This window comes from Flavobacterium sp. MFBS3-15, from assembly GCF_026107645.2.
GTDB lineage: Bacteria > Bacteroidota > Bacteroidia > Flavobacteriales > Flavobacteriaceae > Flavobacterium.
In genome coordinates this window covers 196,448-208,191 of record NZ_JAPCHV010000006.1, presented here as the reverse complement: position 1 = coordinate 208,191, position 11,744 = coordinate 196,448, and the positions used below count along the sequence as shown (strand labels likewise).

At 44.3% G+C, this 11,744-nt stretch carries 13 protein-coding genes; 11 read left to right on the top strand and 2 right to left on the bottom strand.

Annotated features, from left to right (window positions below; all coding sequences use genetic code 11):
- Window positions 1-57: 57 nt before the first annotated feature.
- Complete coding sequence (locus OGH69_RS07175) at window positions 58-1,041, bottom strand: pyruvate dehydrogenase complex E1 component subunit beta (RefSeq protein WP_265173791.1); 984 nt, start codon at window positions 1,039-1,041, stop codon at window positions 58-60.
- A 267-nt stretch (window positions 1,042-1,308) separates the two neighbouring features.
- Between OGH69_RS07175 and OGH69_RS07170 the strand changes: the two genes are divergently transcribed.
- The 10 genes from OGH69_RS07170 (at window position 1,309) to OGH69_RS07125 (ending at window position 8,174) form a co-directional block, all read left to right on the top strand.
- Complete coding sequence (locus tag OGH69_RS07170) at window positions 1,309-2,055, top strand: electron transfer flavoprotein subunit beta/FixA family protein (RefSeq protein ID WP_265173769.1); 747 nt, start codon at window positions 1,309-1,311, stop codon at window positions 2,053-2,055.
- 90 nt (window positions 2,056-2,145) lie between these two features.
- The gene (locus tag OGH69_RS07165) at window positions 2,146-3,114 is read left to right on the top strand and encodes an electron transfer flavoprotein subunit alpha/FixB family protein (protein WP_265173768.1); all 969 of its coding nucleotides are present in this window, start codon (window positions 2,146-2,148) and stop codon (window positions 3,112-3,114) included.
- A gap of 93 nt (window positions 3,115-3,207) precedes the next feature.
- Window positions 3,208-3,828: a bifunctional nuclease family protein gene (locus tag OGH69_RS07160; RefSeq protein ID WP_265173767.1), complete on the top strand. Its 621-nt coding sequence runs from the start codon at window positions 3,208-3,210 to the stop codon at window positions 3,826-3,828.
- Window positions 3,829-3,915: 87 nt separating this feature from the next.
- Window positions 3,916-4,740: a thymidylate synthase gene (locus OGH69_RS07155; protein ID WP_265173766.1), complete on the top strand. Its 825-nt coding sequence runs from the start codon at window positions 3,916-3,918 to the stop codon at window positions 4,738-4,740.
- A gap of 37 nt (window positions 4,741-4,777) precedes the next feature.
- Complete coding sequence (locus OGH69_RS07150) at window positions 4,778-5,116, top strand: 2TM domain-containing protein (RefSeq protein ID WP_265173765.1); 339 nt, start codon at window positions 4,778-4,780, stop codon at window positions 5,114-5,116.
- Window positions 5,116-5,607 carry a dihydrofolate reductase gene (locus tag OGH69_RS07145; protein WP_265173764.1) on the top strand — a complete coding sequence of 164 codons (492 nt, stop codon included), beginning with the start codon at window positions 5,116-5,118 and terminating at the stop codon, window positions 5,605-5,607. Before OGH69_RS07150 ends, OGH69_RS07145 begins: the two co-directional genes overlap by 1 nt.
- An 8-nt stretch (window positions 5,608-5,615) precedes the next feature.
- Window positions 5,616-6,059, top strand: coding sequence for a hypothetical protein (locus OGH69_RS07140; protein ID WP_265173763.1), 444 nt, complete (start codon window positions 5,616-5,618; stop codon window positions 6,057-6,059).
- Complete coding sequence (locus tag OGH69_RS07135) at window positions 6,056-6,487, top strand: GNAT family N-acetyltransferase (protein ID WP_265173762.1); 432 nt, start codon at window positions 6,056-6,058, stop codon at window positions 6,485-6,487. The genes OGH69_RS07140 and OGH69_RS07135 overlap by 4 nt, the downstream gene beginning before the upstream one ends.
- Before the next feature lie 246 nt (window positions 6,488-6,733).
- Window positions 6,734-7,465 (top strand): bifunctional demethylmenaquinone methyltransferase/2-methoxy-6-polyprenyl-1,4-benzoquinol methylase UbiE, encoded by a 732-nt coding sequence (ubiE, locus tag OGH69_RS07130; RefSeq protein ID WP_265173761.1) that lies wholly within the window; start codon window positions 6,734-6,736, stop codon window positions 7,463-7,465.
- 1 nt (window position 7,466) lies between these two features.
- Entirely contained in the window at window positions 7,467-8,174 is a 708-nt protein-coding gene (locus tag OGH69_RS07125; protein ID WP_265173760.1) for a type IX secretion/gliding motility protein PorT/SprT, read from the top strand.
- Between the two features lie 57 nt (window positions 8,175-8,231).
- Here OGH69_RS07125 and OGH69_RS07120 read toward each other — a convergent pair whose 3' ends face one another.
- Window positions 8,232-8,957 (bottom strand): TrmH family RNA methyltransferase, encoded by a 726-nt coding sequence (locus tag OGH69_RS07120; RefSeq protein ID WP_265173759.1) that lies wholly within the window; start codon window positions 8,955-8,957, stop codon window positions 8,232-8,234.
- Between the two features lie 39 nt (window positions 8,958-8,996).
- Here OGH69_RS07120 and OGH69_RS07115 point away from each other — a divergent pair, with 39 nt between their 5' ends.
- On the top strand, window positions 8,997-11,576 hold the full coding sequence (locus OGH69_RS07115) for a translocation and assembly module lipoprotein TamL (RefSeq protein ID WP_265173758.1): 2,580 nt from the start codon (window positions 8,997-8,999) through the stop codon (window positions 11,574-11,576).
- Window positions 11,577-11,744 lie beyond the last annotated feature (168 nt).

The following is an 11,744-nucleotide window of genomic DNA, read 5'->3' as shown; positions in this document are numbered from 1 at the left end:
AACAAAAAACTTCATCAAATAGTATGATGAAGTTTCAAATATAATCGAATTATTGGATTATTTGTACATAACTTTTTTAACTGCTTTCACTACATCGGTTGCGTTCGGAAGCCACTCTTTCAGCAGGGCCGGAGAGTACGGCGCCGGGGTATCGGCAGTAGTGATGCGCTGTATCGGGGCATCAAGATAATCGAATGCACGTTCCTGGACGATATAAGTAATTTCCGAAGCTACGCTTCCGAAAGGCCAGGCCTCCTCAAGCACTACAAGGCGGTTGGTTTTCTTTACCGAATTCAGGATCGCATCATGATCCATTGGACGGATAGTCCTAAGGTCGATGATCTCGCAGCTGATACCGTCTTTTTCAAGTTCGTCAGCAGCGATGAAAGCCTCTTTTAATATTTTACCGAAAGATACTATAGTCACATCCTTACCTTCACGCTTTACATCAGCAACACCAAGAGGAATGGTGTACTCCCCATCAGGCACTTCTCCTTTATCGCCATACATTTGTTCCGACTCCATGAAGATAACCGGATCGTTGTCGCGGATAGCCGATTTCAATAGCCCTTTACAATCATAAGGGTTGGATGGGACAACCACTTTAAGTCCCGGGGTATTGGCAAACCAGTTCTCAAAAGCCTGGGAGTGCGTAGCCGCAAGCTGCCCTGCAGAAGCCGTTGGCCCACGAAATACCATCGGCATGCTGAACTGTCCGGCAGACATCTGGCGCATCTTGGCTGCGTTGTTTATGATCTGGTCGATACCTACCAATGAGAAGTTGAATGTCATGAATTCTACGATAGGCCTGCATCCGTTCATGGCGCTTCCTACCGCAATACCTGCAAAGCCAAGTTCGGCAATCGGTGTATCAATTACCCTTTTCGGGCCAAACTCATCAAGCATTCCTTTTGAGGCTTTGTAGGCGCCGTTGTATTCGGCTACCTCTTCACCCATTAAATATACGGTTTCATCACGGCGCATCTCTTCGCTCATGGCTTCGCAAACGGCCTCCCTGAATTGTATCGTTCTCATGTAAATGTTTTTCGGATTAAATGAATGGCAAAAATAAAAATTTTAAATTATTTACAGGGTGACTTTCCCCAAATTAATACTTCTTCCCGAACTTAACTTTAAATCCAGTAATATTCACAATAATCCGGATTTATTCAGTATTTTTTTATGATAATCAGATTTTAAGCTTATCTTTTTTACAAAAATGTTATTTATTATGCGCGCATAGTTTTTTATTTAGATAAAAGTGTTATTTTCGTAACGGAAAAACAATCAACTTCATACACTATAAATATGAAAATACTAGTTTGCATCAGCCACGTGCCTGATACTACGTCAAAAATCAATTTCACCAATGGCGACAGTGAGTTTGACGCCAACGGTGTACAGTTCGTAATAAACCCTAACGATGAATTCGGATTAACAAGAGCGATATGGTTTAAAGAACAACAGGGCGCAAACGTTACAGTAGTAAACGTTGGCGGACCCGATGCCGAAGCGACACTGCGCAAAGCCCTTGCCATTGGTGCCGATGAGGCCATCCGCGTGAACGCTAACCCGACCGACGGCTTTTTTGTTGCCAAACAGCTGGCCGAAGTGGTAAAGCAGGGCGGCTACGACCTTGTTATCGCAGGTAAAGAGTCACTCGATTACAACGGCGGAATGGTTCCCGGGATGCTCGCAGGCCTTCTTGGCTTCGACTTCGTTAACTCGTGCCTGAAACTTGAGGTTACCGGCAGCGAGGCAAAAGCCGTTCGCGAGATAGACGGCGGAAAAGAAACACTCAGCGCTAAACTTCCATTGGTAATTGGCGGGCAAAAAGGCCTTGTTGAAGAAAAAGACCTGAGGATACCAAATATGCGCGGCATCATGATGGCGAGGCAGAAAGCCCTGGCTGTTGTAGAGCCAACAGACGCCGCACCGGCAACAAAAGCGGTTAAGTTCGAGAAGCCTGCACCTAAATCAGCAGTAAAACTGATTAGCCCTGACAACCTTGATGAGCTTGTGAACCTGCTGCATAACGAAGCAAAGGTTATTTAATGTAACAATGAATCAATCTTTAATGTAGCAATAGATTGCAGCGCGAAGAATTGCTACATTGATACATTAACAAATTAAAAAAATAGAAAAATGTCAATCTTAATATATGCTGAATCAGCGGAGGGCAAATTCAAGAAAACAGCTTTTGAGCTTGCTTCTTACGCAAAAAAAATAGCCGGCGAGTCCGGGACCACGGTTACCGCAATCACCATCAACGGCCCTGAAGCTTCGGCACTGGGACAATACGGTGTAGACAAGGTGCTTAACGTAAAATCAGACAAGCTTACCGCTTTCAACGCTAAGGCATATGCCGATGCGATAAAGCAGGCCGCACAAAAGGAAGACGCTAAAATTGTGGTATTTTCCTCTACAACCGACAGCCTTTACATTGCACCGCTTGTAGCCGTAGCACTTGAGGCAGGCTATGCCTCTAATGTGGTGGCGCTTCCTGAAAGCATGTCACCTTTCCGCGTGAAAAGGAATGCCTTTTCAAACAAAGCGTTCAACTTTACAGAAATCAATACTGACGTAAAAGTGATCGCCATCGGCAAAAACTCATACGGATTAACAGAATCTAACGGTGCTGCGGCATCTGAAGAATTCTCACCGTCACTTAATGACAATGATTTCTCTGTAAAAGTAGAGTCATCTGAAAAAGTTACCGGAAAAGTAACCATAGCTGATGCCGAAGTGGTAGTATCCGGCGGGCGCGGACTTAAAGGCCCTGAGAACTGGAACATTATCGAAGACCTTGCCGCTGCTTTCGGAGCAGCTACTGCATGCTCTAAGCCGGTATCTGACCTTGGCTGGAGGCCTCATAGCGAGCACGTAGGCCAGACAGGCAAGCCGGTAGCCTCTAACCTGTACATTGCTGTAGGTATTTCGGGTGCGATACAGCACATTGCGGGCATCAACTCCTCGAAGGTAAAGGTGGTTATCAACTCCGACCCCGATGCGCCTTTCTTTAAGGTAGCCGACTACGGTGTTGTAGGTGACGCGTTTGAGATCGTTCCGAAACTGACTGAAAAAATTAAAGCTTTCAAGGCTCAAAACTCATAATTTTATTTTAAATTGTGCCCTCCAAAGGGCTATCCGGTGCATGATAGTTTTATCTTTGCCGGATAGCCTTTTTTTGTTACACGCAAGAGATATATGAGCTTAGTTAAACTTACCATTAAAGGGATTTCGTACAGCCAGACGCAAAACGGTGCTTATGCCCTTATACTCAATGAAGTGGATGGCGAAAGGAAATTACCTATAGTGATTGGAGCTTTCGAAGCACAGTCCATTGCCATAGCCCTGGAGAAGGAAATAAAGCCGCCAAGGCCGCTTACCCACGACCTGTTCAAGAACTTTGCCGACCGTTTTGACATTGTTGTAAAACAGGTGATCATCCACAAATTGGTTGACGGGGTATTCTTTTCGAGCATCATCTGCGAACGCGACCGAATCGAAGAGATCATCGATGCCCGCACTTCCGATGCCATTGCGCTGGCCCTTCGCTTTAACGCTCCTATATTTACGTATAAGAACATCCTTGACAAGGCAGGCATCTACCTGAAGATAAACCCGGAATCTGAAGACAGCGAACAAGAAAACGACGATGTACTGACACCGCCGCAAACCTTTGGTGCTGAAAATGTATCAACAGGAGGAGGCTATTCGCAATACAGCCTGCAGGAACTGCATGAACAGCTTGAGAATGCTGTTCAGAATGAAGATTATGAGAAAGCGGCAAGCATCCGCGATGAAATATCTAAGAGGGAAAGTTAATTTATTGAATGTCGATTTGTGGATTTGTTAATTCGGTTATTTGTAACTCCAAATAAACAAATCCCCGAATAACCAAATTACCAAAAAATGAAGCAGTATTTAGACTTAGTAAAGCACGTTCTGGAGAATGGCAACCAAAAGGGTGACCGCACAGGTACAGGCACTGTAAGCGTGTTCGGCTACCAGATGCGATTTGACCTCAGCGAGGGTTTCCCGCTGGTTACTACCAAAAAACTGCACCTTAAGTCAATCATTTACGAACTGCTTTGGTTCCTGAAAGGCGAAACCAACATTGGCTACCTCAACGAGAACGGCGTAAAGATATGGGATGAATGGGCCGATGAGCACGGCAACCTGGGCCCAGTATATGGCCACCAATGGCGTAACTGGGACGACAGGGAAATTGACCAGATAACAGAACTCATCGAAACGCTAAAAACCAATCCCAACAGCCGAAGGATGCTCATTTCGGCCTGGAACCCAAGCGTGCTGCCGGACACTTCCAAATCTTTTGCAGATAATGTAGCGAACGGCAAAGTAGCGCTTCCGCCGTGCCATGCGTTCTTCCAATTCTATGTTGCCGATGGAAAACTGTCGTGCCAGCTGTACCAACGCAGCGCTGATATCTTTTTGGGCGTTCCGTTCAACATTGCTTCGTATGCATTGCTTACACTAATGATCGCACAGGTTTGCGATTTGCAGCCGGGTGATTTCATCCACACCTTTGGCGATGCGCATATTTACAACAACCACATTGAACAGTTGGAACTCCAGCTGAGCCGTGACCCGAGGCCGCTGCCAATCATGAAGCTGAACCCTGAAGTAAAGAACATCTTCGATTTTAAATTCGAAGATTTCACATTGGAGAACTACGACCCGCACCCGCACATCAAAGGAGCTGTGGCAGTTTAAAATATTTTGCTATCTTTAGTTTCCAAAAACAGGATTTATGGAACCAAGCCAGCAGGAACTCTATGAATATGCGCGGAAGCGTGTAAGGGACAAAAAACGCGTTTACTTCCACTTCATACTGTTTTTTGTATGCAGCATCTTCTTTTACATCATCAACAAGTGCCTGGATGTTGACCCGCAGGACGACTGGTACCTTTGGGCGATAACCGCCTGGGCTTTTATTTTCGTGATGCATTTCATTAAGGTTTTCGTAACCGAGAGCTTCATCAATAAAAAATGGGAGCAGGAACAGATCGCCAAACTGGTAGCACGCCAGGAACGCCGCATAGCCCAACTGGAAAAGAAGGTAGAAAAAGAAAACAACACACCCCAATAATGACCCTTACCCTTATTGCCGCTGCTGCAGAGAACAATGCCCTGGGCAAAGACAACCAAATGATATGGCACCTGCCCTACGATTTTAAGCGCTTTAAGCAGCTTACTACCGGCCATTACATGATTATGGGCCGCAGGACCTTTGACAGCCTGCCGGGACTGCTGCCCAACCGTATGCACGTCATCATTACTCGCCAAAAGGATTTTACCGCCGAAGGCTGTATTATCGTTAACAGCCTTGACGAAGCCATTGCTGCCTGCCCACAGGATGAAGAGGTTTTTGTGATAGGCGGCGGGGAGATCTACAGGCAGTCCATTGACAAGGCTGATAAAATAGAGTTGACCCGTGTGTACGGCACCTCCCCTGAAGCAGATGCTTTTTTTCCGGAGATTGATACCGGGAAATGGAAACTGACTGAAGAAACATTCCACCCGAAAGATGAGAAGCATAAATATGATATGGCGTTTTTGACGTACATAAAACATCTATAACAATTATTATGAAAATTATACGATTTATTATCCCCGTGTTATTTCTTACTGCGGTGATTAATTCTGCAAAAGCACAGGAAAAGAAAACCATAACTGAAGTAAAATTTGAAGCCAACGAGATAATCCTGAACAATGAGCATGCCTTTAATTACATACGAAAAGAAAATAAGTTTGTTATACAGGATCGCAAAGGAAATAATTTAATTTACGGTGAAATTACATCTTCAACTGACGGAGGTTTTAGTAGTTGGATACGTTTTCTTACAATAAAGGACAACATCGAACAACAATTCTACAATGAAAAAATTGTCGGACGCAACGATTTGATTTTTGCACTGTGTGAGAACAACGTTATTACGAAAGATTTTGAGCTTGACAATGAAAAGCTGAAAGAATTCATAAAAAAATTCAACCAACTTGAAAGTCCTCCTGACGAAGTTGAAGAACCATGACCATCCGCCCCTACTCCCCTACCGACCAGCCAGCATTACAGGAGCTCCTGCGCTTCAACACTCCCCAATATTTCGCGGAAAGCGAAAAGGCCGACCTCATCGATTATCTTGCCCACCATATTGACCATTATTATGTAGTGGAAGTCTATGGCACTATCATGGGTTGCGGCGGCTTTAACCGTACACCCGACGGCAAACACGGCGTGCTGTCTTGGGACATCATCCACCCCGATGCGCAGGGCAAGGGCATCGGCAGTACTTTGGCAAAATTCCGCATTGCGGAAATGCAAAAACTGGGCATGACGGAAATTGGCGTGCGTACTTCACAGCACGTGTACCAATTTTATGAGAAAATGGGGTTTAGGCTGAAGGAGATTGTAAAAGATTATTGGGCGGAGGGATTTGATTTGTATGAGATGGAGCTGTAAAACACTCAGCCATCCTACCTGCCATTTTCAATTAATGAAAACAATTCCTTTTGTTTTAATCGTAAGTATATGCCGATAACCTACAACTTTTAGAGGCCCGCATGATTTTTACCTTGTGTTTTACAGCGAAAAATTCGGGAACGTATTTTTCAGGAAAGGGAACCTGAAGAAATAACCGCTATACTTATCCCCCTCTAACTCCCCATTAACAAAACTTATTCTATCTTTGCGCCGTAAATAATAGCAATGTCACAAGAAGTTACGCCATACAAAGATTCAGGCCTCGGGAAGAAGGAGCAGGTCGCACAGATGTTTGATACCATATCGGGCAATTACGACGGCCTGAACCGCGTGATTTCCTTTGGCATCGATGTGAAATGGAGGAAGAAGGTCCTGAAAATGGTTGCTGCCAAAAACCCGCAGCGCATACTGGACATTGCTACCGGTACAGGCGACCTTGCCCTACTCATGGCACAAACCAATGCTACCGAGATTATAGGTGCCGACATATCTGAAGGGATGATGGAGGTGGGCCGTAAGAAAGTGACCGAAAAAAACCTTGACGGCAGGATAAAGCTGGTATACGGCGACAGCGAGAACCTACCCTTTGCCGATAACCATTTCGACGCGATAACCGTAGCCTTTGGCGTGCGTAACTTTGAGACCCTCGAAAAAGGCCTTGCCGAAATACTGCGCGTATTGAAACCCGGTGGCATATTCGTAATACTGGAAACTTCAGTACCAACGAAATTCCCTTTTAAGCAGGGCTATAAATTTTACACCAGGTTCATACTCCCTACCATAGGAAGGCTGTTTTCAAAAGACCGTTCGGCCTATGCCTACCTTAGCGAATCGGCATCAGTTTTTCCACATGGCGAGGCACTGAACAATATTTTGAGAAAAGTTGGGTTTATAGAGGTTAAGGATTTGCCGCAAACCATGGGTGTGGCAACTATATATTCGGCTTCAAAACAATAAGATGAAGAAACTTTTTTTATACATACTTCTCCTATCGGGCCTCGCGGGCCACGCCCAGTTTGGCACCAATGTATTTGGCCGCGACCCGATCATCAACCTGGAAAACTTTGACAAGCAGCGTGTGCACTGGGGTTACTTCCTGGGCTTTAACAGCTACGATTTTAAATTTGATTATAAAGCCAATCCGGGAATAGATATCCAGGTGAAGCAGACAACCGGATTTAATGTCGGGCTGGTGGGCAACCTGCGTTTGTTTGAATACCTTGACCTGAGGTTTGAACCGGGATTATATTACACACAGCGCAACCTGATCTATCATCAGGAAGGGCTTGTAGACAATGAGAGGGAGGTAAAATCGACTTACATCCATTTTCCGCTGCTGCTGAAATTCTCTTCAAAAAGGACCGGCAATGTAAGGCCCTATCTTGTAGGTGGCTTTTCGCGCTCCTGGAACCTGGGAAGTAATGAAGATGCGAGGGACGATAATATGACCGGGGGTAACTTCAGGATGAAAACCTGGACCAACAACTACGAACTCGGCGTGGGTGTTGACCTGTACTTTGAATACTTCAAATTCTCACCATCCATTCGCGGGGTGTTCAGCCTTGACGACGAAATCATCCGCGATACCGACCCAAACAGCCCTTACACGGGAAATGTAGGCTCGATGAAAACCAGGGGTATTTTCGTGAATTTCACTTTCCATTAAGAAGAACCATAAATTTAGGCGAAATTCAAAGATTACCTGCCTCATGAAAACCAAACGCTAGCTTCTCCTAAACTCACTCAATGTAATGGCTGCAGCTGTAGCAACATTAAGGCTTTCGGTTAATTGTAGATTACCGAAGCGGGGAATCGCAATTTTATGGGTTACTTTTTTCTCAATTTCCGCCGATATGCCATTCGCTTCGTTGCCCATTACTATTATCCCATTTTTCGGGAGGCTTTCGGCATAAATGTTTTCACCATCCATGAAGGTGCCGAAAACAGGTAATTTTGTGTTTTTTAAATAATCGGCCAAATCTGTATAAACCACATTTACACGGCTTAAGGACCCCATGGTAGCCTGAACCACTTTCGGGTTATAGGCATCTACGCAGTTTTCGGAGCACACCAAATCAGAAATCCCAAACCAGTCGCACAGCCTGATAATGGTGCCAAGATTGCCCGGATCTCGGATGTCATCGAGTGCAACAATCAATCCTTCTCCTAAAATGGTTTTTTCTTCGGGTATTGAAAATAAGGCTAAACAAGTGTTGGGGGTTGTGAGGGCACTTATTTTTTTGAGTTCTGCTTCGGTAATAAATTCAATTTTACTTTCGTGAATGTTTTTAAAAACATCTTCTGTAGTAAACAGCTGTTGCAATTCAAAATTGGAATTCAGCAATTCCTGCACTACCTTTATGCCTTCGGCAAAGAACAATTTGTGCAGCTTCCTGTATTTTTTTTGCTGTAAGCCCGTTATTGTTTTAATTTGGTTTTTGCTAACCATAAAAAATGTATTTTTGAATTACCATTTGCCGCAAGAGCCTTGAGAAATATAACAACAAAAATAGCACTAATTATCTTATCGGGTTGGTTTTTGTATTCGTGTTCGCTCGTAAAGAACGTACCCGATGGCAAGTACCTTTTGAAAAAGAATGACATTACCGTAAACGGTGACGAAAAGAACGACGACGACCACAAAGCCCAGATGTACCAGTTGCCCAACACTAATGTATTGGGATGGCACATAAGGCTGGGCATCTATAACCTTGCCAATAAGGATGCTGATTCGTCTTACCAGGCATGGCTCGTAAAAAATCCCGGATGGCATAATTTCCTAACCAAAACCCTTTCTGAAAAGCAGGTACAACGACTGGGAAACTCGTTTTTTGTTTCGGGATTCAGCAATTTTGCAAAAAAAACCGGCGAGCCTCCGGTAATAGTTGACCTTAACCGCGTAAAGAAATCGCGCAACAGGCTGCATGCCTATTATTACAGGCAGGGTTACTTTCGCTCTAAGGTCGATTTCAGCATTGATACACTTGAAAATAAGCGTGCAGAGGTAAATTACAGTGTTATTACAGGGAAGCCTTATATGCTCGATTCGATTGCAACATTTATCGAAACACCTGCACTTGAAAGCCTGTACAATAAAAAACGCAATGAAGCAGCGATTAAAAAAGGGCAACAATATAACGAAGCTAACTTTACCGCAGAACGTGAAAGGATAACCTCATATTTTCGTAACAATGGAGCCTATACTTTCCAGCAGAACAACATTTCGTATGTACTCGATACTGTAGGCAATAACTACAAGGCCAATGTAGACCTCATCATAGACAATGAAACTGTAAGGCGTGGCGACTCAACTTTTGTAAGGCCTTTCAAATTGTATGAGATAAGCCAGGTAAACATTTATACTAAAAATCCAACCAGAGAGGACCAGACGATAGACAGTGTAAGCTATAACGGCTTTAACCTTTACAGTTCCGGCAAGCTCAACTATCGTCCCAAAGCAATAACGGACGCCATATTCATTACGCCCGGAAGTACTTTTGCCGATTACAGAAGGGTGTTTACTTCACGCTATTTGAGCAACCTGAGAGTATTCAACTATCCAACCATACAATATGTTGAAGACCCGAACGATCCGAATAAGCTAATTACCAACATCTTCCTGAACCCAAGGAAAAAATTCCGCTTTACACCCAGTGCCGACTTCACTCATTCCAATATACAGGATTTTGGCATACAGGGAAGCCTTGGGCTAACTATCAGAAACATCTTTAAAGGAGCAGAAATACTTGAGCTCTCTACCCGAGGCAATATCGGTTCATCACGCGACCAGGCGATACGCGACCGCTCGTTTTTTAATATACTGGAATATGGAGCCGATGCCAAGCTTACCTTCCCACGTATCTTCTTCCCATTCAATACTGAAAAAATCATACCTAAGGAAATGATACCTTCAACACTCATGAGTTTTGGTATCAGCAGGCAGCGAAACATTGGCCTTGATAAGGAGAATTTTACGGGGGTATTGACTTACAACTGGACGCCAAGGCGTACAGACAGGGCCAGGACACGTTCGGCCAAGCTGGACCTTTTTAACATTCAGTACATACGGAACGTAAATGCCGAGAACTATTTTAACGTATACCAATCGTCTTATAACAGGCTGAACGATTATGCCAATGAATATGCAACTGCGGTATCGCCTGATTATTTTAAGGACCCCACAGCCGAAGACCTGGAACTAAAAATTGAAGAAGGAACCAACGGATTCATAAACGATGTATTGGCAACACCCGCTATAGTTACCGTATCACCGGAAGATGAACGCAACATCAGCCGTATCGAAGAACGCCGTGAAAGGCTCACTGAAAATAACCTTATCTTCTCGACGAACTTTACCTATACCACAAGTACAAGAGAGGGCCTTACCGACAACACTTTTTTCATATTCAAAACAAAGGCCGAAAGCGCCGGAGGGGTGCTGTCACTGCTTGCTCCGCTAATGACGGAAAACAAAGATGTACCCGTGGGCAACAGGACTGTTTTTGATGTGCAATATTCGCAATACATAAAAGGTGAACTCGATTTCATCAAGCATTTCGACCTGCGCCGCGGCAAAGTATTGGCAATGCGTGCCTTCTTTGGGTTGGCGGTGCCTTATGGCAATTCGACCTCAATACCTTTTGCTCGAAGCTACTTTGCAGGCGGCTCTAACGACAACCGTGCCTGGCAGTCGTACAGCCTTGGCCCGGGCCGTAGCGGCGGACTCAACGACTTTAACGAGGCCAACCTGAAGATGGCCTATAGCGCGGAACTGCGTTTCAATATTTTCGGGAAGCTAAACGGCGCGATTTTTGGCGATGTAGGCAACATCTGGAATATATGGGATGAGGTGGACGATACTGATTTTACCTTCAACGGACTAAAATCTTTTGAGGACCTGGCATTGGGTACAGGTATGGGTTTCCGTTATGATTTTAACTTCTTCGTTCTGCGTTTTGACGTAGGCTTCAAGACCTACAACCCGGGCAAAGAGGAAGGCGAACGCTGGTTTAAGGAATATAATTTCAGCAAGTGCGTGTACAATGTGGGGATAAATTATCCTTTTTAATTAAGATAAACTTAAAGTTTTCATGGCCGTACCTGACACACTAAACAGACTTTACCTGTTTATGCTTAGAAGCTGACCTGCATATCGTTCACGAATAATTAAATTCCGTATGATTTATATTCCTTTGTTTTGGATGGATATATAAATAATTAAAATTTCAACCGTCTC

What these genes read in the sequence shown, in the direction of transcription:
- OGH69_RS07150 (WP_265173765.1), top strand. Translation starts at nt 4,778, where the DNA reads ATGGAACCAAGCCAGCAGGAACTCTATGAATATGCGCGGAAGCGTGTA.
- OGH69_RS07165 (WP_265173768.1), top strand. Translation starts at nt 2,146, where the DNA reads ATGTCAATCTTAATATATGCTGAATCAGCGGAGGGCAAATTCAAGAAA.
- OGH69_RS07135 (WP_265173762.1), top strand. Translation starts at nt 6,056, where the DNA reads ATGACCATCCGCCCCTACTCCCCTACCGACCAGCCAGCATTACAGGAG.
- OGH69_RS07120 (WP_265173759.1), bottom strand. Translation starts at nt 8,957, where the DNA reads ATGGTTAGCAAAAACCAAATTAAAACAATAACGGGCTTACAGCAAAAA.
- OGH69_RS07125 (WP_265173760.1), top strand. Translation starts at nt 7,467, where the DNA reads ATGAAGAAACTTTTTTTATACATACTTCTCCTATCGGGCCTCGCGGGC.
- OGH69_RS07155 (WP_265173766.1), top strand. Translation starts at nt 3,916, where the DNA reads ATGAAGCAGTATTTAGACTTAGTAAAGCACGTTCTGGAGAATGGCAAC.
- OGH69_RS07145 (WP_265173764.1), top strand. Translation starts at nt 5,116, where the DNA reads ATGACCCTTACCCTTATTGCCGCTGCTGCAGAGAACAATGCCCTGGGC.
- OGH69_RS07140 (WP_265173763.1), top strand. Translation starts at nt 5,616, where the DNA reads ATGAAAATTATACGATTTATTATCCCCGTGTTATTTCTTACTGCGGTG.
- ubiE (WP_265173761.1), top strand. Translation starts at nt 6,734, where the DNA reads ATGTCACAAGAAGTTACGCCATACAAAGATTCAGGCCTCGGGAAGAAG.
- OGH69_RS07160 (WP_265173767.1), top strand. Translation starts at nt 3,208, where the DNA reads ATGAGCTTAGTTAAACTTACCATTAAAGGGATTTCGTACAGCCAGACG.
- OGH69_RS07170 (WP_265173769.1), top strand. Translation starts at nt 1,309, where the DNA reads ATGAAAATACTAGTTTGCATCAGCCACGTGCCTGATACTACGTCAAAA.